This is a genomic window from Actinospineispora acaciae DSM 45401 (genome assembly GCF_000620785.1).
GTDB classification, from domain to species: Bacteria; Actinomycetota; Actinomycetes; order Mycobacteriales; family Pseudonocardiaceae; genus Pseudonocardia; species Pseudonocardia acaciae.
Window position 1 is genome coordinate 123,319 of sequence record NZ_JIAI01000003.1, and the last position, 20,893, is coordinate 144,211.

The 20,893-nt window shown below is 73.3% G+C and carries 28 protein-coding genes and 1 tRNA gene; 12 read left to right on the forward strand and 17 right to left on the reverse strand.

Going from position 1 to position 20,893, the window contains the following annotated elements:
* Positions 1–90 precede the first annotated feature (90 nt).
* Complete coding sequence (locus tag N912_RS0117385) at positions 91–1,251, forward strand: 50S ribosomal protein L11 methyltransferase (RefSeq protein ID WP_051580357.1); 1,161 nt, start codon at positions 91–93, stop codon at positions 1,249–1,251.
* Here N912_RS0117385 and N912_RS0117390 read toward each other — a convergent pair.
* Entirely contained in the window at positions 1,241–1,993 is a 753-nt protein-coding gene (locus N912_RS0117390) for an MBL fold metallo-hydrolase (RefSeq protein WP_028923410.1), read from the reverse strand. The two genes, N912_RS0117385 and N912_RS0117390, sit on opposite strands and share 11 nt — an antisense overlap.
* A 226-nt stretch (positions 1,994–2,219) precedes the next feature.
* Between N912_RS0117390 and N912_RS60435 the strand changes: the two genes are divergently transcribed.
* Positions 2,220–2,951: a GNAT family N-acetyltransferase gene (locus N912_RS60435; RefSeq protein WP_051580358.1), complete on the forward strand. Its 732-nt coding sequence runs from the start codon at positions 2,220–2,222 to the stop codon at positions 2,949–2,951.
* 39 nt (positions 2,952–2,990) lie between these two features.
* On the opposite strand, the gene N912_RS0117400 is transcribed toward N912_RS60435, so the two are convergent.
* Positions 2,991–4,193, reverse strand: a complete 1,203-nt coding sequence (locus N912_RS0117400) for a DUF445 domain-containing protein (protein ID WP_028923411.1) — start codon at positions 4,191–4,193, stop codon at positions 2,991–2,993.
* Positions 4,194–4,209: 16 nt separating this feature from the next.
* Positions 4,210–4,485, reverse strand: coding sequence for a hypothetical protein (locus tag N912_RS0117405; RefSeq protein WP_028923412.1), 276 nt, complete (start codon positions 4,483–4,485; stop codon positions 4,210–4,212).
* A gap of 76 nt (positions 4,486–4,561) precedes the next feature.
* Between N912_RS0117405 and N912_RS52645 the strand changes: the two genes are divergently transcribed.
* On the forward strand, positions 4,562–5,437 hold the full coding sequence (locus N912_RS52645) for a helix-turn-helix domain-containing protein (RefSeq protein ID WP_169747899.1): 876 nt from the start codon (positions 4,562–4,564) through the stop codon (positions 5,435–5,437).
* Positions 5,424–5,636 carry a DUF397 domain-containing protein gene (locus N912_RS0117415; RefSeq protein ID WP_028923413.1) on the forward strand — a complete coding sequence of 71 codons (213 nt, stop codon included), beginning with the start codon at positions 5,424–5,426 and terminating at the stop codon, positions 5,634–5,636. Before N912_RS52645 ends, N912_RS0117415 begins: the two co-directional genes overlap by 14 nt.
* Positions 5,637–5,690: 54 nt before the next feature.
* Here N912_RS0117415 and N912_RS52650 read toward each other — a convergent pair whose 3' ends face one another.
* Entirely contained in the window at positions 5,691–6,533 is an 843-nt protein-coding gene (locus N912_RS52650) for a TrmH family RNA methyltransferase (RefSeq protein WP_051580359.1), read from the reverse strand.
* 75 nt (positions 6,534–6,608) lie between these two features.
* On the opposite strand from N912_RS52650, the gene N912_RS0117425 reads away from it, so the two are divergent.
* Positions 6,609–7,106, forward strand: coding sequence for a limonene-1,2-epoxide hydrolase family protein (locus N912_RS0117425; RefSeq protein ID WP_028923414.1), 498 nt, complete (start codon positions 6,609–6,611; stop codon positions 7,104–7,106).
* A gap of 9 nt (positions 7,107–7,115) precedes the next feature.
* Here N912_RS0117425 and N912_RS0117430 read toward each other — a convergent pair whose 3' ends face one another.
* The gene (locus N912_RS0117430) at positions 7,116–8,216 is read right to left on the reverse strand and encodes an ABC transporter ATP-binding protein (RefSeq protein WP_028923415.1); all 1,101 of its coding nucleotides are present in this window, start codon (positions 8,214–8,216) and stop codon (positions 7,116–7,118) included.
* A 56-nt stretch (positions 8,217–8,272) separates the two neighbouring features.
* Positions 8,273–8,494, reverse strand: coding sequence for a DUF3618 domain-containing protein (locus tag N912_RS0117435; protein WP_028923416.1), 222 nt, complete (start codon positions 8,492–8,494; stop codon positions 8,273–8,275).
* 121 nt (positions 8,495–8,615) lie between these two features.
* On the opposite strand from N912_RS0117435, the gene N912_RS0117440 reads away from it, so the two are divergent.
* Together N912_RS0117440 and bcp are read left to right on the forward strand one after the other, a co-directional pair.
* Complete coding sequence (locus N912_RS0117440) at positions 8,616–9,137, forward strand: antitoxin (protein ID WP_028923417.1); 522 nt, start codon at positions 8,616–8,618, stop codon at positions 9,135–9,137.
* A 24-nt stretch (positions 9,138–9,161) separates the two neighbouring features.
* Complete coding sequence (bcp, locus tag N912_RS0117445) at positions 9,162–9,629, forward strand: thioredoxin-dependent thiol peroxidase (protein ID WP_028923418.1); 468 nt, start codon at positions 9,162–9,164, stop codon at positions 9,627–9,629.
* Positions 9,630–9,636: 7 nt separating this feature from the next.
* Here the strand turns inward: bcp and N912_RS0117450 are convergent.
* Positions 9,637–9,711 (reverse strand) — tRNA-Leu (locus tag N912_RS0117450).
* Between the two features lie 29 nt (positions 9,712–9,740).
* Entirely contained in the window at positions 9,741–10,373 is a 633-nt protein-coding gene (locus N912_RS0117455) for a TetR/AcrR family transcriptional regulator (protein ID WP_245645321.1), read from the reverse strand.
* 128 nt (positions 10,374–10,501) lie between these two features.
* On the opposite strand from N912_RS0117455, the gene N912_RS52655 reads away from it, so the two are divergent.
* From N912_RS52655 to pcaC, 4 genes are read left to right on the forward strand one after another with little or no spacing between them, the layout of a single operon-like run.
* Complete coding sequence (locus N912_RS52655; RefSeq protein WP_064745307.1) at positions 10,502–11,563, forward strand: DMT family transporter; 1,062 nt, start codon at positions 10,502–10,504, stop codon at positions 11,561–11,563.
* 1 nt (position 11,564) lies between these two features.
* Positions 11,565–12,275, forward strand: a complete 711-nt coding sequence (locus tag N912_RS0117465) for a LysE family translocator (RefSeq protein ID WP_245645322.1) — start codon at positions 11,565–11,567, stop codon at positions 12,273–12,275.
* Between the two features lie 9 nt (positions 12,276–12,284).
* Positions 12,285–13,607, forward strand: coding sequence for a lyase family protein (locus tag N912_RS0117470; RefSeq protein WP_028923421.1), 1,323 nt, complete (start codon positions 12,285–12,287; stop codon positions 13,605–13,607).
* Entirely contained in the window at positions 13,597–13,971 is a 375-nt protein-coding gene (gene pcaC / locus N912_RS0117475; RefSeq protein ID WP_028923422.1) for a 4-carboxymuconolactone decarboxylase, read from the forward strand. Before N912_RS0117470 ends, pcaC begins: the two co-directional genes overlap by 11 nt.
* A gap of 281 nt (positions 13,972–14,252) precedes the next feature.
* Here pcaC and rdgB read toward each other — a convergent pair whose 3' ends face one another.
* On the reverse strand, positions 14,253–14,861 hold the full coding sequence (rdgB, locus tag N912_RS0117480) for an RdgB/HAM1 family non-canonical purine NTP pyrophosphatase (protein WP_028923423.1): 609 nt from the start codon (positions 14,859–14,861) through the stop codon (positions 14,253–14,255).
* The gene (gene rph, locus N912_RS0117485) at positions 14,858–15,616 is read right to left on the reverse strand and encodes a ribonuclease PH (protein WP_028923424.1); all 759 of its coding nucleotides are present in this window, start codon (positions 15,614–15,616) and stop codon (positions 14,858–14,860) included. The genes rdgB and rph overlap by 4 nt, the downstream gene beginning before the upstream one ends.
* 134 nt (positions 15,617–15,750) lie before the next feature.
* On the opposite strand from rph, the gene N912_RS0117490 reads away from it, so the two are divergent.
* Entirely contained in the window at positions 15,751–16,242 is a 492-nt protein-coding gene (locus N912_RS0117490; protein ID WP_028923425.1) for a DUF2231 domain-containing protein, read from the forward strand.
* 40 nt (positions 16,243–16,282) lie between these two features.
* Here N912_RS0117490 and N912_RS0117495 read toward each other — a convergent pair whose 3' ends face one another.
* From N912_RS0117495 to N912_RS0117525, 7 genes are all read right to left on the reverse strand, one after another.
* Positions 16,283–17,056 (reverse strand): MBL fold metallo-hydrolase, encoded by a 774-nt coding sequence (locus N912_RS0117495; RefSeq protein ID WP_028923426.1) that lies wholly within the window; start codon positions 17,054–17,056, stop codon positions 16,283–16,285.
* 42 nt (positions 17,057–17,098) lie between these two features.
* Positions 17,099–17,515, reverse strand: a complete 417-nt coding sequence (locus N912_RS52660) for a hypothetical protein (protein WP_037065499.1) — start codon at positions 17,513–17,515, stop codon at positions 17,099–17,101.
* Positions 17,508–17,876: a hypothetical protein gene (locus N912_RS0117505; RefSeq protein WP_028923427.1), complete on the reverse strand. Its 369-nt coding sequence runs from the start codon at positions 17,874–17,876 to the stop codon at positions 17,508–17,510. The genes N912_RS52660 and N912_RS0117505 overlap by 8 nt, the downstream gene beginning before the upstream one ends.
* A 24-nt stretch (positions 17,877–17,900) precedes the next feature.
* Entirely contained in the window at positions 17,901–18,716 is an 816-nt protein-coding gene (murI, locus tag N912_RS0117510) for a glutamate racemase (protein WP_028923428.1), read from the reverse strand.
* A 100-nt stretch (positions 18,717–18,816) separates the two neighbouring features.
* Complete coding sequence (locus N912_RS52665; RefSeq protein ID WP_084210973.1) at positions 18,817–19,545, reverse strand: rhomboid family intramembrane serine protease; 729 nt, start codon at positions 19,543–19,545, stop codon at positions 18,817–18,819.
* A gap of 46 nt (positions 19,546–19,591) precedes the next feature.
* Positions 19,592–20,542, reverse strand: coding sequence for a PLP-dependent cysteine synthase family protein (locus N912_RS0117520; RefSeq protein WP_028923429.1), 951 nt, complete (start codon positions 20,540–20,542; stop codon positions 19,592–19,594).
* Between the two features lie 5 nt (positions 20,543–20,547).
* Positions 20,548–20,823, reverse strand: coding sequence for a MoaD/ThiS family protein (locus N912_RS0117525; RefSeq protein ID WP_028923430.1), 276 nt, complete (start codon positions 20,821–20,823; stop codon positions 20,548–20,550).
* Between the last annotated feature and the right edge of the window lie 70 nt (positions 20,824–20,893).

The following is a 20,893-nucleotide window of genomic DNA, read 5'->3' on the forward strand; positions in this document are numbered from 1 at the left end:
CGTTCACGCCGCCGTCGTCCGCTAGCCAGCCGCCGGCACCCGCGCGGTGCCCTCGGCCGACGACATCCTTGATCAACCGAACGGGACCCCATGGACGCACGCCCCGACCCCTGCCCTCACCTCGTCGTGGCCGGCACCACCGTCAGGTGGCTGTCCGCGACCGGCCGGCCGCCGCCCGAGCGGGTGGTGGAGGTGGACGACCGGCTCGGCGCGGACCGGGCGCTGCGGCTGGCCACCCGCCGCATCGGCATGCTGTGGCGCGGCGACTACCGCAACGCGCGCCAGCTGCTCGCCGCGCTGGACCGCCGGGTGCGGCGATCCTCGACGCCGTCGGGGTTCCACGCGCACCGCCGTGAGCAGGCACGTCGCGCCGGCGTGCTGAACATGCTGCTGGTGCCGCTGGACGCCGGGTACGGGCTGGCGCTGCGCCACTCCCCCGACGTGCGGCGGGCCTGCCTGGACGTCTACCCGCCGGACGACGACTACGACGGCGACTACGACGACGGCGACGACGACGACGTCGTCGGTGGCCCGGCGGCGGTGGCGCTGCGGGAGCTGCTCGGGGTGATCGGCGCGCGCGAGTGGCGGGTCACGGGCATCGAGGTGCCGGCGCTGGGCGCGCGCGTGCACCCGCACTACGGGGTGTTCGGCCCGACCCGAGGCGAGTACGTCGACCTGGTCGCCGCCGCCCCGCTGCCGGCCGAACCGCCGGCGCTGGCCTACGACGTGGGCACCGGCACCGGGGTGCTGGCCGCCGTGCTGGTCCGCCGGGGCGTGCGGCGCGTGCTGGCCACCGACATCGACCCGAGGGCCGTGGCGTGCGCGCGGGAGAACGTCCAGCGCCTCGGCATCGCCGACCGGGTGCGGGTGCGGCGGGCCGACCTGTTCCCCGCCGGCCGGGCCGACCTGGTGGTCTGCAACCCGCCGTGGCTGCCGGCCCGCCCGCGCACCCCGCTGGACCGCGCGGTGTACGACCCCGGCGGCCGGATGCTGCGCGGGTTCCTCGACGGGCTCGCCGCCCACCTGAACCCGGCCGGCGAGGGCTGGCTGGTCCTCTCCGACCTCGCCGAGCTGCTCGGCCTGCGCCCGCGCGCCGAGCTGACCGCCCTGATCGAGGCCGCCGGCCTGAGCGTCATCGCCCGGAGCCGGACCCGCCCACGCCACGCCACCGCCGTGTCCGACCCAGCCGCCGACCCGCTGCGCGCGGCCAGGGCCGCCGAGGTGACCTCGCTCTGGCGGCTCAGACGGTGACCCGCTCGCCCGGCCGGGGCAGGTGGAACCGCTCGGCCAGCCCGCGCCGCCCGAACGCCGCGCGCAGCTCCTCGGCGCCCTCGGTGAAGTGCGCCCAGCCCTCGAAGTGCAGCGGTACGACCTGCTCGGCGGCCAGGATCTCGGCGGCCTCGGCGGCGTCCTCGCTGGTCAGCGTCAGGGGACCGCCGGGGACGAGCTCCGTCCGCGCGGCGCCGGCGAACAGCACGGCCACCTGGACCGGGCCGATCCGCCGCGCCACCTCCCGCACCACCGGCAGCGACGCGTTGTCCCCGCTGACGTACACCGTGGGCAGCCCGTCGCCGGACAGCACGAACCCGGTCACCTCGCCGACCAGCGCCTCGGTGCCGTCCGGCCCGTGCTGCGCCGGCACGCCGGTGACCCGCACCGGGCCCAGCTCGACGTCCGTCCAGTTCGGCACCGCCCGCACGTTGCCGCCCAGCCGCCCGGCCGCCGCGTTCGTGGACAGCACCGTCGGCACCGTGGCCAGGTACTCCCGGCCGGCACCGTCCAGGTTGTCCGGATGCTGGTCGTGCGACAACAGCACCGCGTCCACCCGCCCGATCTCGGCCGGCCCGAACGCAGGCCCGGCCAGCTTGGTCAACTTACGGTCGCCGATCGGATAGTCCCCCGGCGGGTCGAAGGTCGGGTCGACCACCAGCCGCACCCCGCCCAGCTCCAGCACCGCCGTCGGCCCGCCCGCGTACCACACATCCACGCTCATGGACCCACCTTCGTCGACGACCGCCGAGACCGCCACGGTCGGGGTCGATCTCGGACGGGGCCGTAGGCCATTCGGGCGGTTCCTATGCGGTTCACAGGTACGGATGGCAGGGTGGCCGACGGCGTTGTCCAGCCCCCCGTGTGCCCGTCGGATCCGAAGCGAGAGTCGACATGGCAAGAAGCGCGTCGTCCGTGATCGTCACCCGGCCGGCCGGGGCGTCGGCGCTGTGACCGGGGCGGCCTGGCACGGCGAGGTGGACGGCTGGTGGGCCGACGTGCTGAAGGTTCCGGCGGACGCGCTGCGGGCCGGCGGCGTGCTCGGGCTCGACCACCTGGACCACGTCGGGGTCGTCGCGGTCGCGGGCGCGGACGCCCCGCTGGTGTACGGGCCGGCCGAGCTCCAACCCGCGCTGCGCGCCGCCGTGCGCGCCAGCGACGGCGACGGTGACCTGCTCGGCGGCGAGCTGCTCACCGCCGCGCTGCCCGGCACCAGCCGCGCCCTGGGTCCCGCCTGGTACGGCTACGCCACGGCCGCGCCCCCGGGCGGCGACGGCCTCGGTGACGGCGTGCGCCCGCTGGCCGAACCGGACCTCCCGCAGCTCGCCCGCCTGCGCGAACAGACCCCCGGACCGGAGCGCGACGAGAGCGGCACCGACGGGCTGCCCGCGTTCGGCTACCGGGAGGACGGCGAGCTGCTGGCCGTCGCCAGCCTCGGCGACTGGCACGGGATGCCCACCATCGGCGTGCTCACCCACCCCGGCGCGCGCGGGCGCGGGCTGGGCGGACGGGTCGTCGGCGCCGCCGTCCGCACCGGCCTGACCCGCCGCGCCGTCGTCCAGTACCGGGCGTGGCACCGCAACCAGGCCTCGATCGCGCTGGCCCGCCGCTGCGGTTTCGTCCACTACTGCGACGGCCTGGTCATCGACCTCGGCGGCCCCACCCCGCGCCCCCACCCGTGAGTGGTTAGCGTTGTCATAGCAACGCTAACCACTCACGGCTCAGTGCCCGACCAGGAGCAGCAGCTGCAGCTCGCCGACCACCGCGCCGAGGATGCCGCCGACCAGGATCAGCTTCCACTCGTCCTGCCGGAACGCCGGGCGCAGCACCGACTCGAACTCCTCCGGGGTGAGCGCGCGCATCGCGCCGGCCACGGTGTGCTCGACGGCCAGGGCGTCGCGCGCGTAGGCCATCGCGGGGGCCATCGCGGCGGGCGCCTCGGCCAGGACGCGGGCGGCGATGTCCGCCTTGAGCCGGCGGTAGCGGTGCGAGCCGACGGTGAGCACCACCAACGGCAGGGCCGGCCCGAGCTGGCGGTCCACCACCCGAGACACGTGCCGCTGCACCAGCCCGATCAGCCGGTCCGACTTGGGGCCGGTGAGCAGCGCCGCCACGATCTTGGGCGCGGTCAGCACCTCGTCCGCGACCACCCGCCCGTAGTCGGTGGCCACCTCGGTGCGCCGCTTCTGGAACAGCCCCTGCCAGCGGAACACGCCGAGGAACCGCCGCTCCTCGCGCGGGTAGAAGATCATCTTCAGCGCCAGCCAGTCCGTGCTCAGCCCGACGATCGCGCCGAAGACCGGCATCACCAGCGGCTCGTGGGTGAGCGACCAGACCGCCGCCTGCAACAGCCCGATGATCAGCCCGAAGTACAGCCCGCTGCGCGCGATGAACCGCAGCTCCGGCTGGCCCACGTCCTTGACCAGCCGGTTCAGCACGCCACGGTCGCCGGCCAGGTTCCGCAGCGCCATGTCCCTGGTGTCCAGGTAGGCCTCGGGGTTGCGCGCGAGGTCGGCCAGCAGCTCGGCCACCGCCTCCGGCGCCTGCTCCGCGACCTGCTCCAGCAGCCGCCGCCGGGCCCGCTCCGGCAGCGCGTCCCACAGCCGGGGCTGGTACCTGGTCATCAGGTCGGTGCCGATCTCGGTCACCGCCCGGCGCAGCGGCTCGCGCAGCTCCTCGGTGATCCGGCCCGGGTCCACCCTGGCCAGGATCTTGCCCGGATCGATCAGGCGCCCGAGCAGCAGGTTCACCGCGACGCTGCCGATGCGCCCCACGTTGCGCGGGATCACGCCCTGCCAGCCCAGGAACGGCCGCACGCCCACAAACTCCACCGGCCGGAACATCATCTCGATGGCCACCAGCTTGGTGACGTATCCGATGAACGCGGCGAGCAGCGGCATCGACAGAACGGTCAGCCAGCTCACCCGATCCCCCGGTCGGTCACCCCGTCATCTTGCCGGACCGCTGGGTGGCCCGGGCGCGAACGGTCGGGGTCTGGGACGGCGTTCGCGCCCGGGCCTGCTCGGCGGCCTGCGAGCGGGCCTTCTCGAAGCCGACGTTGACGATCCACTGGTACCGGATCCGGCCGTCCGGCAGGCGGCGGAACACCGGCTCGCCGACGTCCCGGCGCAGCCGCCGCACCTCGACGGTGACCAGCGACAACCACAACGACTGGGCGGCGAGCCCGAACACGGCGGCGAATGCGTCGACGGTCATGCGCGGCCTCCGGCCCTGGTGGCGGTATGGTGGAGACTCTATCACGCTATCTCGTAATTGCGAGAAGGAGATGGGTATGGCGACGCCGACGGTGCGCAAGCTCCAGCTCGGGCACGAGCTGCGCCGGCTGCGGGAGGCGGCCAGGCTCACCCCCGCCGACGCCGCCCGCGCCCTGGCGTGCACCACGGCGAAGATCAGCCGCCTGGAGTCCGGCGAGAACGCGATCAGCCTCGGCGACCTGAAACTGCTGCTGGAGCTGTACGAGGACGGCCCCGAGCACCGGACGTGGATGATCGAGCTGTCCAGGGACAATCGCCGCCGGCGCCGCTGGACCGGGCACTGGGCCGCCGTTCCGGAGTGGTTCCGCACGTTCGTCGACCTGGAACGGGACGCCGAAGACATCCGGATCGTGGCGTCCGAGGTGATCCCCGGCCTGCTCCAGACCGAGGCGTACATGCGCGCGCTGTTCGAGACGGGGTCGGCAATTGGCGGCCCGACGGACGTCGAAAGCTCGATCAAGACGCGGCTCGAGCGTCAGGCCCTCCTCGACAAGGACGACCCACCGATGCTGAGCATCATCCTGTCCGAGTCCTGCGTGCGCCGGATGGTCGGCGACCGGGCGCTGATGGCCGAACAACTGGAGCACGTGGCCACCATGGCCGGCCGCCGTCGCATTCAGCTGCAATTGCATCCGTTCGACGGTGAAACGACAGTCGTTTTGAAACGTTTCATAATGATCCGGGTACGGACCCTGGGCGGCGACGCGTTACCGTTCGCCTACTGCGAGGACCCGGACGACGCCCGCTACATCGACGATCCGAGGGCGCTTCGGATCTACGAGTCACTGTGGGGCGCGCTGCAGGCTGCGGCGCTCGGACCAGGTGAAACCCGGAGTAGGCTGCGGGAGATGGCCGGTCGGCTCGCGGAAGGTTCTGTCGATGACCACGGATGACTTCGCCGACGCGACCTGGTTCAAGAGCAGCCGCTCGGACGAGAATGTGGCCGAATGTGTCGAGGTCGCCGTGCTTCCCGGCCGAGTCGGAGTCCGCGACTCCAAGGCTCACGGCCACGGCCCCGTCCTGACGTTCCCGCCCGCCCAGTGGCGCGCCTTCGTGACCGCCGTACTCACCGACAAGCTCACCCCGCGCTAGGCCACCGTTTGGGCAGGTCAGAGGCCGTGAGTGGTTAGCGGTGCCATAGCACCTCTAACCACTCACGGGTGGTGAGCTGGGGGTTCCCGGCCTGTGGGGGAAGGCGGTGCGGCGCGTCTCGTAGAGCATCAGTGCGGCGGCCACCGCCAGGTTCAGCGACTCGGCGGTGCCCACCATCGGGATCCGCACGCACGTGTCGGCGGCTTTGAGCAGCTCGTCCGGCAGCCCTTCGCCCTCGCTGCCCAACAGCACGGCCAGCGGCGGGCGGTAGGTCACCGACCAGTGCGCGCGCTCGGCGTACCCGGAGGCGGCCACCACGTCGACGGCCCGCTCGCGCGCCCAGGCCAGGAACGCGTCCGCGCCGGCGGCCGCGATCGGCACCGCGAACAGCGAGCCCATGCTCGCCTTCACGGCGGCGGGCGCGAACGGGTCGGTGGTCTCGCCCAGCAGGATCACCCCGGCCGCGCCGGCGGCGTCGGCGGTTCGGATCACGGTGCCCAGGTTCCCGGGGTTGCCGACGTCGTGCAGCGCCACGAACACCGCGTCCGGCGGCACCGGCAGCTCGCCCAGCGTGGACGTCCGCGCCCGCACCACGGCGAACAGGCCGGGCGGGCGGTCACGGTCGGTCAGCCTGGCCGCCAGCTCCGCGCTCAGCTCGGCCACCCGGGTGCCGTCCGCGCGCCGCCGCGCCACCATCGGCTCGGCGGACGCCGGCAGGTGCTCGGGCACCACCAGCAGCGTCTCGATCTCCCAGCCGGCCTCCACCGCGCGCCAGACCGGCTGCACGCCCTCCACCACGAACGCACCCTCGCGGCGTCGCCCTTTCCGGTCCGTCAAGGCCCGAACCCGTTTGACCAGCGGGTTGGCCGCGCTCGTGATCAACTCCGGTGGACTCATCGCGGCACCAATCTAACTACCGGCGCGCGGAGGGCTTTACTAGCGTGGGACACAGGCACCCCCGAAGGAGCTTTCATGGCCCAGTCCGACTCCTCCCCCAGCACACCGGCCAAGACGGCGCGGCCCAAGACCTCGCGCGCCAAGACGAAGAAGCCGCCCGAGCCCGCGCCGGTGGACGTGGTCACCGAGTTCCTGGCCGCCCTGGAGCGCCTGGACACCGACGCCGCGCTGGCCCTGCTCTCCGACGACGTCGTCTACCAGAACGTCTCGCTGCCCGAGGCCCGCGGCCGCGATGCGGTGGGCAAACAGCTCGCGCTGCTCAACCGCTACGCCACCGGGTTCAGGGCGATCAACCACCGGATCGTCGGTGACGGCCGCACGGTGCTGACCGAGCGCACCGACATCATCGAGATCCGCCGGGTGCGCGCGGCGTTCTGGGTGTGCGGGCGGTTCGAGGTCACCGACGGGAAGATCACCGAGTGGCGCGACTACTTCGACTGGGCGAACGTACTGGCCGGGTTCGCCGCCGGCGCCGGGAAGGCCGTGCTCGGCCTGCTCCGCCGCGCCCGCTGACGCTCGCGGTCAGTCCGGCAGCCGCTCGCCGCTGGTCGGGTGGAAAGCGTGCGTGCGCCCCTGGCCGCGCAGCCCGACCCGGACGGTCTCGCCGAACGCCGGGATCTCCGCGCCCGGCGTGCGCACGATGACCCGTTTCGGCTCCGAACCGATCCGGGCCTCGCCGTACACGAACGCGTCCGCGCCCAGCTCCTCCACCAGCTCCACCGTCATCGAAAGGCCCGGCTCGTCCGCCCCGACCAGCCGCAGCGCCTCCGGCCGGATGCCCAGCGTCACCTCGCTGAGCCCTTCGGCGCGCGCCGCGTCCACGGTGGCCCGGGACAGTGGCACCGCCAGCCCGTCCAGCTCGACGCCGCCGTCGGACAGTGGCACGGCGGTCAGGTTCATCGCGGGCGAGCCGATGAAGCCGGCCACGAACGTGTTCACCGGCCGGTCGTAGAGCTCCCTCGGCGTGGCGCACTGCTGCAGCACGCCGTCCTGCAGCACCGCCACCCGGTGGCCCATGGTCATCGCCTCGACCTGGTCGTGGGTCACGTAGATCGTGGTGGTGCGCAGCCGGGTCTGCAGCGCGGTGATGTTCGCCCTGGTCTCCACCCGGAGCTTGGCGTCCAGGTTGGACAGCGGCTCGTCCATCAGGAACACGCTCGGCTCGCGCACGATCGCCCGGCCCATCGCCACCCGCTGGCGCTGCCCGCCGGACAGCGCGCGCGGGCGGCGGTCCAGGTACGGGGTCAGGTCGAGCATCCGCGCGGCCTCGGCGACCCGCTCGGCGATCTCGGCCTTGGGCCGATGCTTGAGCTTGAGCGCGAACGCCATGTTCTCCGCGACGGTCATGTGCGGATACAGCGCGTAGGACTGGAACACCATCGCGATGTCCCGTTCCTTGGGCGGCATGGACGTGACGTCCCGGCCACCGATGCTGATCGCGCCCTCGTCGACGTCCTCCAGCCCCGCGAGCATCCGCAGCGCCGTGGACTTGCCGGAACCCGACGGGCCGACCAGCACCAGGAACTCACCGTCGGTGATGTCCAGGCTGAGCTTGTCGACGGCGCGCACGGGCGGGGAACCTGGGAAGAGCCGGGAAGCGTCCCGGTAGCTGACCTCGGCCATCCCGGATCATCCTGGCATCTCGCCGCCCGCTTGGGCAGACCTCGGACGAAAAAGAGTCAGCGGAAAAGGCGGCGCAGCAACACCAGCACCACCAGTACAACGATCCCGATCAAGGCGAACTTGATTTTGGGGTCGGACAGCTTGGCGTGTGCCGACTCGTTGACGTCCTCGACCAGCCGCTTCGGGTTGGCCCTTTCGGCAAGCTCATCCAGGGTGCCCGCGAGCGCCGTGCGAGCGTCCTCGATCTCGCGCTGGATGGTGTCCGGGTCGCGTGCCACGACTCCTCCTCGCCTCGAAACGCGCGCGGGACGCGCGCAGGGACCAACGGTAGATCACCCTTTCGTCTGTCGGTGAGCCAGCCGGCCTTCCGCTCACTCGAAACGCGGATAGGCTTTGGACGTGGACGCGGACGAGATTCGTAAGCAGGGCAAAGAGCTCGCCGACAAACTGCGCCACGGCGCGGGCGAGCAGGTCGCCCAGCACGAAGACAAGATCAAGGAAACGATCGGCAAGGTCGTCGACTTCGTCAACGCCAAGACCGACGGCAAGTACGCCGAGCAGGTCGGCAAGGCGGCGAGCTTCGTCGAGCACGGGGTGCACCGGTTGGCCGAGGAGGGCCGCCCGGCCGACCAGCCGGAGGCCACCTCGACGGCGGAGGGCACGGCGGGCGCCGAGAAGCCGGCGACCGGGACATCGACACCCGAGGCGCCGGGGCGGACCGACACCGCCCCACCCGAGACGTCCACGCCCGAGACCTCGCCGTCCGGTACGCCGACGCCTGAGACGCCGAAGCCTCAGACGTCCGCATCCGAGACACCGAGTGCGGAGACGGCGGCGGCCGACGACACTCCCGGCGAGAGCGGCGGCGGGTCGACCCGGGGCGGGACCGGCTCGGGCTCGGATGCGCCGTCGACCGGCTGATCGGGGCAGCGGTAGCGTCGGGGCATGACCTCCCGCCTCGAGCCCGGTGACCCGGCGCCCGGTTTCACGCTGCCCGACGCCGACGGCAAGCCCGTGTCGCTCGCCGATTACAAGGGCCGCCGGGTGATCCTCTACGCCTACCCGGCCGCCAGCACGCCGGGCTGCACCAAGCAGGCCTGCGACTTCCGCGACAACCTCGCCGAGCTCAACGACGCCGGCCTGGACGTCATCGGCATCTCGCCGGACAAGCCGGCCAAGCTGGCCACCTTCCGCGACGCTGAGGGCCTGACGTTCCCGCTGGTCTCCGACCCGGACAAGGCGGTGCTCACGGAGTACGGCGCGTTCGGCGAGAAGCAGATGTACGGCAAGACGGTCACCGGCGTCATCCGCTCCACGTTCGTGATCGACCCGGACGGAAAGATCGAGCACGCGCTTTACAACGTGCGCGCCACCGGTCACGTCGCCAAGCTGCGCAAGGACCTGAAGCTCTGAGCGCGGGTGCCGGCGGCGGGATTCGAACCCGCACTGGCTAGGACCTAAACCTAGTGCCTCCTGCCAATTGGGCTACGCCGGCGCGAGGGTCAGAATACCCAGCCGGGCCGGTCACCCCACGGCCGCTTCCCGCTCGCCCGGGCGCAGCGCCCCGTGCAGGAACAGGTCGACGGCACCGTTGACGTCGAGCACCGGCTCGTTCTCCGACCACCCGGGCGAGCGGGACAGCGCCATCACGACGAAACCGAACCACGAGGCCAGCGTGTACGCGGGCAGGCGGAGCCGGTCGCTGTCCGGTTCGAGCAGCTCGGCGAGCGCGGCCGAAGTGGCGGTGAGCGACTCCTCCCGGCTGTTCTCCGGGGCCGGCGGTTCCGGCCGCTCGCGCTGCAGCGCCCCGGAGGCGTACAGCGCGCCCACCACGGCGCCCATCCGTCCCAGGTAGGCGGTCAGCGCGTCGGCGGCCTGCACCAACCGCTCGCGCAGCGGGTCGTCCAGGGAGATCGACGCGAGCTCGGTGAGCATCCGGTCCGGGCGGATTGCCTCGGCGACGCAGGCCCGCAGCAACGTGTCCTTGTCCTCGAACGCCCGGAAGATCGTCGCCTCCCCGATGCCGGCGGCGCGCGCGATCTGCTGCGTGGAGACGCTGGAGCCGTACTCCGCGACCAGCGGGAGGGCGACCTGGACGATCATGTCCCGGCGCTGCTCGGGGCTCATGCCCGGGGCGCGCTTCCTCGGTGGGTTCATGGCGTCCACCATACCGGAGTGAGTTCTCACTCCGTCATGTCGTCGGCTTTATGCAGAAGTAATCCTTACGAATTTCCTTCAGAAACATCCGCTTGTCCTTGATGGTTCGTCCTATCACGCTGAACGCCATGACAACCACCGAGCTGTCCACACGCCCGCAGGCCGGTCCGGTCGCGGCCTACACCGCCCGGTTCGACCCACGCCTGCTCGCCGCGGTGGGCAGCCTGTGCGTGGCGTTGTCCTCGACGTTCATCAAGGTCTCCGGGGCGAGCGGGGCGACCAGTTCGTTCTGGCGCTGCCTGGTGGCGCTGCCGCCGCTGGCGCTGCTCGCCCTCGCCGAGGCTCGGCGCACCGGCGTCCGCGCGAAGGTCAGGCTGCCGCTCGTGGCCGGGCTCGGGCTCGGGCTGGACATGGTGCTGTGGGGCGAGGCCATCCCGAGGGTCGGCGCCGGCGTCGCCACTGTGCTGCTGTCGGTCCAGGTGGTGATCGTGCCGGTGCTGGCGCTGCTGTTCCTGTCCGAACGGCCGGGGCGGCGGTTCGTGTTCACCACCCCGGTGCTGCTCGGCGGCATCGTGCTGGCGGGCGGGTTCGCCGGCACCGCCGTCACGGGTGCCGACCCGTTCGTGGGAGCGCTCGCCGCGCTCGCGGCCGGCGCCGGGTACTCCGTCTATCTGCTCCTGCTGCGGGTCGGCGGCGGATCCTCGACCCAGGTGCGTTCGTTGCTGCTGGCGACGTTGTCGGCGGGCGCCGTTGCCGTGGCGGTTGGCCTTCCGTCCCACCGGCTCGACCTCGCGCCCGGCTGGCCGACCCTCGGGTGGCTGGTGGCGCTGGGCGTGATCAGCCAGGTCGCCGGGTGGCTGCTGATCGCCGGTGCGCTGCCGAGGATGTCGGCCGCCACGGGCGCGACGCTGATGCTGCTGGAGCCGGTCGCGGCGGTCGGGTTCGGGGTCGTGCTGCTGGGCGAGCGGCCGAGCCCGTTGCAGCTGATCGGCTGCGCGGTCGTGATCGCCGCGGTCTGCTTCGCCGGCCGCGGCCGGCCGGTGGGCGACCCCGCGGTGCCGGGCGGCCTTCTCAACGGCTCGCCGACGTTTCCTCGCCGGGTGCGGGGTGCCGCCCAGGCCCTCCTCGGCCGGTTCGCCCGCCGTGCGGCGCCTGGCCCGATCCCGCCGCCGAGTCGGGGATACTGCTGACGTGAGCCTCCCGATCCCGAGCCTGCTGGTGCCGTTCCTGGTGGTCGTCGCGGTCATCACGATCACGCCCGGCCCGGACATGGCGCTGATGCTGCGCAACGGAGCGCGCGGCGGCGTCCGGTTCGCCTGGTACACCGGGTTGGGCTGCTGTACCGGGATTGCGATGCACGCGTGCGCGGCCGTGCTCGGGCTGTCCGCGCTGCTGGCGGCGTCGGCGACGGCGTTCACGGTGGTCAAGCTCGTCGGGGCGGTGTACCTGGGGTGGTTGGGGGTGTCCGCGCTGTGGCACAGCAGGCCGCGCGGACTCCGTACCCGCCACCGCCCGCACGGCCCGCTCCGTCCGCACCCGAGACAGACCGACCGTCGGTCGGTCTCCGACGACGCGCCCGCCGCGACGCCGGCCAGGCCATTTCGGCGGCGCGACGGCTACCGCCAGGGGCTGCTCACCAACCTGTTCAACCCCAAGATCGCGTTGCTGTTCCTCACCCTGCTGCCGCAGTTCGTCGCCGGCGGCGAGCCCAGGGCCACCACCTCGGCGGTGCTGGCCACGGTGTTCCTGCTGGTCGCGGTGCTCTGGTGCCGGCTGTTCTCGCTGGCGGCGGGCGGGCTGGCCGGCGTGCTGGCCAGGCCGGCGGTACGCACCGCGCTGGAACGCGTGACCGGGGTGGCGCTGCTCGGCCTCGGCGTGCGGGTCGCCGCCGACCGCTCCTAGTCTGTGATCATGCCGTCGGAGTTCGATCAGGGTCTGCTCGCCCCGGTCTGGGCAGGCAGCCTCGCCGAGGCCCGCACCGGGGACGCGGCGCTGGTCCGCGCGCTGCTGGACGCCGAGGTCGCGCTGGCCACAGCGCTGGTCACCGCCGGCCTGGCGCCGGCCCGGTCCGCCGACGTGATCACCCGGGTGGCCGCCGAGCTGCGCCCCGACCCCCGCGAGCTGGCGCTGGCCGCCCGCGCCGGAGGGAACCCGGTAATCCCGCTGGTCCGCGAGCTGCGGGCGGCGGTGTCCTCCGCCGACGAGGACGCCGCGGTCTGGGTCCACCGGGGTGCCACCAGCCAGGACATCCTGGACACCGCGCTGGTCACGGTGTCAGCCCGGGTGTTGGACGACGCGCTGCTGCCCGCGTTGGCCACCGCCGCCGACGCCGCGGCCGCCCAGGCCGCCGCGCACCGAACCACCGCGATCGCCGGCCGCACGCTCACCCAGCACGCGGTGCCCACCACGTTCGGCGCCAAGGCGGCCGGCTGGCTGTCCGGGCTGCTGGACGCCGAGCAACGCTGCCGCGAGGTGCGCGCCCGGCTGCCCGCCCAGTTCGGCGGCGCGGCCGGGACGCTGGCCGCGCTGGGCGAGCCGACCGGGGGCCTGGCCGTCGGCGAGGCGTTCGCCGCCGCGTGCGGGCTGGCGTACCGGGAGACGCCGTGGCACACCGTCCGCACTCCGGTCGCCGAGCTGGCCGCCGCGCTCGCACTCGCCGCCGGGGCGTGCGGCAAGCCCGCGCTGGACGTCACAGTGCTGGCCCAGTCCGAGCTCGGCGAGGTCGCCGGCGACCCGGGCGGGGAGTCCTCGGCGATGCCGCAGAAGCGCAACCCGGTGACCGCCGTGCTCGTCGTGGCCGCCGCAAGAGAAGCACCGTCCGCGCTCGCCGCCGTCCACCTGGGCCTGCTCGCGGAGAACGAGCGCCCGGCCGGGGCGTGGCACGCCGAGTGGCAACCGTGGCGTTCGCTGCTGCGGCTGGCCGGCGGCGCGGCGGAGGCCACCGCGCGCCTGCTCACCGAGCTGCGCCCGGACCCCGCCGCGATGACCGAGACCATCCGGCGCGCCGAGGGCAGCCTGCTGGCCGAGCGGCTGGCCGGCGCGCTGCGGCCGACCCTGGGCACCGGCGCGGCGGCGGCCGTCCGGGAGGCGGCGCTGGCCGGCCGGCTGCCCGAGCTGCTCGCCGAGCACGGTGTGGACGATCCGGCCGGGTACCTGGGCGCGGCGCCGAAGTTCGTGGACCGCGCGCTGGCGCGGTACGCACGTCAGACGGGAAGGGAACCGCATGGAGCTTGATCCGGACGGCCTCGCGGTGCGCCGCGAGGTGCTCGGGCCCGAGTACGTGGACGCCGCGGTGGCCCGCGCCGACGAGTTCACCTCGGAGTTCCAGGAGCTGATCACGCGGTACGCCTGGGGGACGATCTGGACGCGCCCGGGCCTGGACCGGCGGATGCGCAGTGCGATCACGCTGACGGCGCTGGTCGCGGGCGGGCATACGGACGAGCTGGCGCTGCACGTGCGGGGGGCGCTGCGCAACGGCCTGACCGCCGACGAGATCGCCGAGGTGCTTCTGCAGTCCGCGATCTACTGCGGCGTGCCGGCCGCCAACTCCGCGTTCGCCGTCGCCCGCAAGGTCATCGCCGAAGAAACGGCCCCCTGACCGACGCCGGGCACCCCGCGAAACCGGACGGAACCGATCGCGCACCGCTCGCGTCCATACAAGTAGCCGGCCAGACACCGCCACCAGCGGCGCGACCAGCGAACTCCGGCGGCGGGCACGACCGCCGTCGGAGCGGACGACGCGTACGGTTCCCGGCCCGTTCGGGCGCGGGCCGGGACCACGTGCCCGCCGTTCAGTGGATCACGTGCGCCTACCTGGGGGAGGGGGGAGGGCCCACACACAACCACGACCCACGGCACCCACGCCGCCGCCCCCGCGAGTCACCCCCCGGCCAGCTCCCGCAACGCCGGCAGCAACGCCCGAAACGCCCGCCCCCGGTGCGACGCCGCATCCTTCTCGGCGGCCGACAGCTCCGCCGACGTCCGCTCCTCCCCATCCGGCACGAAGATCGGGTCGTACCCGAACCCCCCCGACCCACGAGGCGCACGAGCCAACCGCCCGCGCCACTCCCCATGCGTCACGGTCGTCGCGCCCTCCGGACTCACCAGCGCCGCCGAACACACGAACGCCGCCCCCCGACGCTCGTCCGGCACATCCGCGACCTGCCCGAGCACGAGCTCCAAGTTCGCGACATCATCCCCATGCCGCCCGGCCCACCGCGCCGACAACACCCCCGGCATGCCGTTCAACGCATCCACCGTCAGCCCGGAGTCATCCGCAACCGACGCCAACCCGCTAGCCCCCACCGCATCCCGCGCCTTCGCCAGCGCATTCTCCGCGAACGTCGCACCGGTCTCCGGCGCCTCCGGATACGGCGCGACATCCCCCAACCCCAGCACCTCGATCTCCAGACCAGGCCCGACCTCACCCAGAATCCGCCTCAGCTCACGCAGCTTGCCCGGGTTGCGGGTGGCCAGCAGCAACTTCATTCCTCGTCGGCCCCGGGCAGCTGCCCCGGATACGGCTCGGCCAGCGCGTCGGCCTGGGCGGTGGCCAGCTTGGCGCAGCCGGCCAGCGCCAGGTCCAGCATGGAGTCCAGCGTCGACCGGGTGAACGTGGCCCCCTCCGCGGTGCCCTGCACCTCGACCAGGGTGCCCACGTCGGTGGCCACCACGTTCATGTCCACCTCGGCCCGGGAGTCCTCGTCGTAAGGAAGATCCAGCCGCACCCGTCCGTCCACCACCCCGACGCTGACCGCCGCGATCTGGCAGGACAGCGGCTTCGGGTCGTTGAGCATGCCGGCCGCGCCCAGCCAGGTCACCGCGTCGGCCAACGCCACATAGCCGCCGGTGATCGCCGCGGTGCGGGTGCCGCCGTCGGCCTGCAGCACGTCGCAGTCGATGGCGATGGTGTTCTCGCCGATCGCGGCCAGGTCGATGCAGGCACGCAGCGAGCGGCCGATCAGCCGGCTGATCTCGTGGGTGCGCCCGCCGATCCGCCCGCGCACCGACTCCCGGTCGCTTCGGGTGTGGGTGGCCGAGGGCAGCATCGCGTACTCGGCGGTCACCCAGCCCAGCCCGGAGCCCTTGCGCCAGCGCGGCACGCCGGGCGTCACGCTGGCCGCGCACAGCACCTTGGTCTCGCCGAACGACATCAACACCGAGCCCGCGGGATGCCGCTGGAACCCCCGGACGATCCGAACCGGGCGGAGCTCGTCATCCGCCCTACCGTCTTCTCGTGTCACCGGCCCACCCTACGGCGGCGGCACATCCCACCCCTCCGCACCCACCGTCGCACCACAACATCACCATGCGCAACAGCGGAGATGACGCCAACGTCACTGTGAACCTCGGTGACCCCCCGAGCGTTGGTCCAGGTATGACATTGATCGGCGGACTGCCCGCCCATCCACTGATCGTTCACGGGGTCGTGGTGCTGCTCCCGCTGGCAGCCGTGGGCACGCTGGTGGTCGCGGCCCGGTCGACCTGGCGGCGCAGTCTGGGCGTGCCGGTGTTCCTCATCGCGCTGCTCGGGGTGGGGCTGGTCCCCATCGCGACCAAGACTGGCGACCAGCTCGAACACGTGCTCGGCGGGACCAACCCGCAGATCCAGGTGCATGAGGCCCGCGCGGACCGACTGCTCCCGTTCGCGTTGATCTTCCTGGTGCTGCTGTTGATCACACTGCTGCTGGGCTGGCGCGCGGACCGCGCCGCCGACACCGGCGACGCCGGCACCGCCCGGACGCAGGCCCGCCTGACCACGACGGCGTCGGTGCTGGCCGCGCTCGCCGGGGTGCTGGTCGCCGGCCTGGTGGTGTGGATCGGCGAAGCCGGCGCCACGTCGGTCTGGGACCACGTGGTGGCCGAGTGACGGCTGTGACGGATAAGACGACTGTGACGACAGGAGACGGCTAGACCCGGTACGTCGCGCCGGCGGTGACCACCTCGACCGGGCCGTCGAACGCCGCCTTGGCCTCGGCGAGCAGGTCGGCCGGGTCGTACCACACCTGCACGTGGGTGAGCAGCAGCCGGCCGACCCCGGCGGCGGCCGCGTGCTCGCCTGCCTCCCGCCCGGACAGGTGCACCCCCGGCGGGCGCGGCCCGGTGTGCGGCCAGGTGGCCTCGCAGAGCAGCAGGTCCGCGCCCCGGGCCAGCTCGACCAGCGCGTCGCAGGCCCCGGTGTCGCCGCTGTAGACCAGGCTGCGCCCGCCGTGCTCCAGGCGCACCGCGTAGGACTCGCAGGGATGCACCGTCCGGCACGCCCGCAGCGCGCAGCCACCCACCGACACGCGCAGCCGTTCGGAAAGCTCCCGGAACTCGAAAACGTCGGAGAGGTCCTCCTCGGCGCGCTCGGCCGCCGACGCCGAGCACAGCGCGCCCAGCCGGTCCGCCGTCTCGAGCGGTCCGTAGACCGGCAGCCGCCGGGCGGTGGGCGGGTACGGCGGCGTCGGGTGGTAGCGGCGGTACACCACCAGCGACGCGACGTCGGCGCAGTGGTCCGGGTGCAGGTGCGAGAGCAGCAGCGCGTCCAGGTCGAACGGATCCACATAACGGTGCAGCGCACCCAGGGTGCCGTTGCCGAGGTCGAGCCCGAGCGCGTGATCGTCCATCCGTACCAGGTAGCCCGACGACGGCGAGTCCGGTCCCGGTCCGCTGCCCGAGCAGCCCAGCACGGTGAGTTCCATGGCGGACATCTTGCCCGCACCCGGCCGCTTTGGCCCGATATCTCAGTGGTCAGCCGGCCCGAGGCGACGCCCGGTCCGGAACAGCCACAGCAGCCCCAGCACCGGCAGCACCAACGGCACCCAGCCGTACCCGGCGCCGTACCCCGACCACACCGTGGCGCGCGGGAACGCCACCGGGTCGAACACGCTCAGCGAGCCGACCACCAGCACCCCGACCAGCTCGACCAACACCGCGGTCCAGGCCAGCCGCCGCGCCCCCGGGCCGGACCGGGCGAGCCCGACGGTGGCCAGGATGTACACCACGCCGGAGAACGCGGACAGCAGGTACGCCACCGGCGCCTCGGAGAACCGCGTGGCCAGCTGCACCCCGGCCCGGGCGGTGGCGGCCAGCGCGAACACCGCGTACACCGCGATCAACGCCCGCCCCGGCCCGGTCGCGGTGGGCCGCGCCTCAGCCACCGGCACCGCCCCACAACGAGAGCAGCCGCAGCACCGCCACCCCGACCGCGACCGAGCCCACCGCGATCACCGTGCCGCCCCACCGGTTCGGCGGCTCCGCGCGGGCGAACTGCAGCGCGATCGGCAGCACGCACACCGAGACCAGCAGGTAGATCAGGAACGTGGACGTCTCCGCCGGCCGCGCCCCGCCGAACACCCGGGCGGCGCCGATCAGCGCCTGCGCCACCAGCACCGCCTCGACCGCGCCGGCGGCCAGCACGTGCTCCCGCCCCGGCGGGCGCGCCAGCACGGTGCTGACCAACCCGAAGATCGCCAACGCCCCGGTCAGCACCAGCGCGACGACCGCCAACGAGTGGATCACGAAGCGGACGATACCCGCCCGGGCTCAGGCGCCACCGAACGCGGCGGGCACCGCGACCGGCCCGATCTCCGGCCCGAGGAAGCGCCGGCCCAGCCGGCGGAACGGCTCCGGGTCCCCGGTGGCCAGGAACTCGTGCCCGCGCTCCGGCTCCTCCGCCGGCTCGCGCAGCAGCTCCAGCTCGGAGAGCACGCGGAGTACGTCCTTGGCGGTCTCCTCCGCGCTGGACACCAGGGTGACCTCCGGCCCGAGCGCGAGCTGCAGCACGCCGGACAGCAGCGGATAGTGCGTGCAGCCCAGCACCACGGTGTCCACCTCGGCGCGCTGCAGCGGCTCCAGGTAGCTCTGCGCCAGCCCGAGCACCTGCCGCCCGCTGGTCATGCCGCGCTCCACGAAGTCCACGAACCGGGGGCAGGCCACCGGCACCACCTCGACGTCGCGCGCGCCGGCGAACGTGTCGGTGTAGGCGCCGGACCGGATGGTCACCTCGGTCCCGAGCACCCCGATCCGGCCGTTGCGGGTGGCCGCCACCGCGCGCCGCACCGCCGGCCTGATCACCTCGACCACCGGCACCGGATACCGCTCACGGGCGTCCATCAGGCACGCCGACGACGCCGCGTTGCACGCGATGACCAGCATCTTCACCCCGCGCCCCAGCAGCTCGTCGCCGAGCGCGAGCGACAGCCGGCGCACCTCGGCGACCGGCCGGGGCCCGTACGGGTTGTGCGCGGTGTCGCCCAGGTACACCAGCCGCTCGGCGGGCAGCTGGTCGATCACCGCGCGGGCCACCGTCAGCCCGCCGACCCCGGAGTCGAACACCCCGATCGGCGCGTCCACCGGCAGCTCACGGAAGCTCTCCGACCGCCGCACCCACGGCCTCACCACACCACGCCCCTCCGCACACCGCCCGCTCGTCCCGGTCCGAACGGCCAGTATGACGGCCTCAGCGTGGCAGCACCGGGCCGCCCGCGCCGGACCATCCGCCCGGCGACGGCCCTGGTCCGGCCGGTCCGTACCCGCCGCCCTCCGCGCCCGGGCCGCCGGGACCGACCTCGCGCCGCGCCCGCCGCCGGTCCGCGCCGGCCACCAACCGGGCCGCCAGCACCCCGGCCAGCGCGCCGCACAGGTGCGCCTGCCAGGACACCCCCGGCGTGCCCGGCAGCACCCCCCAGAGGATGCCGCCCCAGAAGAAGAACAGCACCAGCCCCAGCACGATCTGCTTGCCGCTGCGCGCGAAGAACCCTCTGACCAGCAGGAACACCAACCAGCCGAAGATCACCCCGGAAGCGCCGATGGTGGACGCGTCGCTCGGGCCGATCAGCCACACGCCCATCCCGCCGAGCAGCCAGATGGTCGCGGTGACCGCGATGAACTGGCGTATCCCGCCGGCCATGGCCAGGAAGCCGAAGGCCAGGAACGGCAGCGTGTTGCCGGCCAGGTGGTCCCAGTTGGCGTGCAGCAGCGGCGAGAACACCACGCCGTCGAGGTGGTCGACGTTGCGGGAGACGATGCCGCCCGCGCGGTCCAGCATCCCGCCGGTGCCCTGGTCGACGGCCTCGATGACGTAGAGCAGGAACGTGAACACCGCCATGGCCACGGCGGCGGCGAACGGCCTGGCCGGGAGCACCCTGGCGACCGAACGGCTGGATGACGACCGGAGTGGGCTCACCATGGTTTCGAGGCTACGCGAGCGCGGGCGCCATGGGACCAACGAATAATCAGGCCCAGAGCTGGCCGTCCAGGGCGCGCGCGCTCTCGTCCAGGTCGCCGGAGTAGGCGCCGGTGGACAGGTACTTCCAGCCGGCGTCGGCCACCACGAGCACGATGTCGGCGCGCTCGGCGCCGCCGGCCGCCTTCTCCGCGACCGCCAGCGCGGCGTGCAGCACCCCGCCGGTGGAGATGCCGGCGAAGATGCCCTCCTTCTCCACCAGCTCGCGGGTGCGGCGCAGCGCGTCGCGGCTGCCCACCGAGTACCGGCCGGTGAGCACCTCGGGGTCGTACAGCTCGGGCACGAAGCCCTCGTCCAGGTTGCGCAGCCCGTACACCAGCTCGCCGTACCGGGGCTCGGCGGCCACGATCTGCACGTCCGGCTTGTGTTCACGCAGGTAGCGGCCGGTACCGACCAGCGTGCCGGTGGTGCCCAGGCCGGCCACGAAGTGGGTCACGGTGGGCAGGTCGCGCAGGATCTCCGGCCCGGTGGTGCGGTAGTGCGCGAGCGCGTTCTCCGGGTTGCCGTACTGGTAGAGCATGACCCAGTCCGGGTGCTCGGCGGCCAGCTTCTTGGCCACCGCGACGGCCTGGTTCGACCCGCCGGCCGCCGGCGAGGAGATGATCTCCGCGCCGTACATCTCCAGCAGCGTCCGCCGCTCCTCGGAGGTGTTCTCCGGCATCACGCAGACCAGCCGGTAGCCCTTCAGCTTGGCCGCCATGGCCAGCGAGATGCCGGTGTTGCCCGAGGTCGGCTCCAGCACCGTGCAGCCCGGCCGCAGCCGCCCGTCCGCCTCCGCCGCCTCGATCATGGCCAGCGCCGGCCGGTCCTTGATCGATCCGGTCGGGTTGCGGTCCTCCAGCTTGGCCCACAGCCGCACGTGCTCGGCCGGGGCGAAGGACGGCAGCCCCACCAGCGGGGTGTCGCCCACGGCGGCCAGCAGCGAGTCGTAGCGCGCCATCAGGCTCAGGCCCCTCCGGCCACCGCTGGCAAGATCGTCACGGCGTCGCCGTCCGCGACCGGAGCGTCGAGGCCGCCGGCGAAGCGGACGTCCTCGTCGTTGACGTAGATGTTCACGAACCGATGCAGCGAACCGTCCTTGACCAGGCGGTTCTTGATGCCGCCGTGCCGCGAGTCCAGGTCCGAGATGATCTCGGAGACGGTGCTGCCCTTCGCCTCGACGGACTTCTCGCCGCCGGTGTGGGTGCGCAGGATGGTGGGAATCGAAACGGTGACGGCCATGGGTCCTCCTCGTGGTGCGGCCGGGCCGGGAACTGGCGAGCCGGTGGAGACGTCACGACGGGGCCGGATG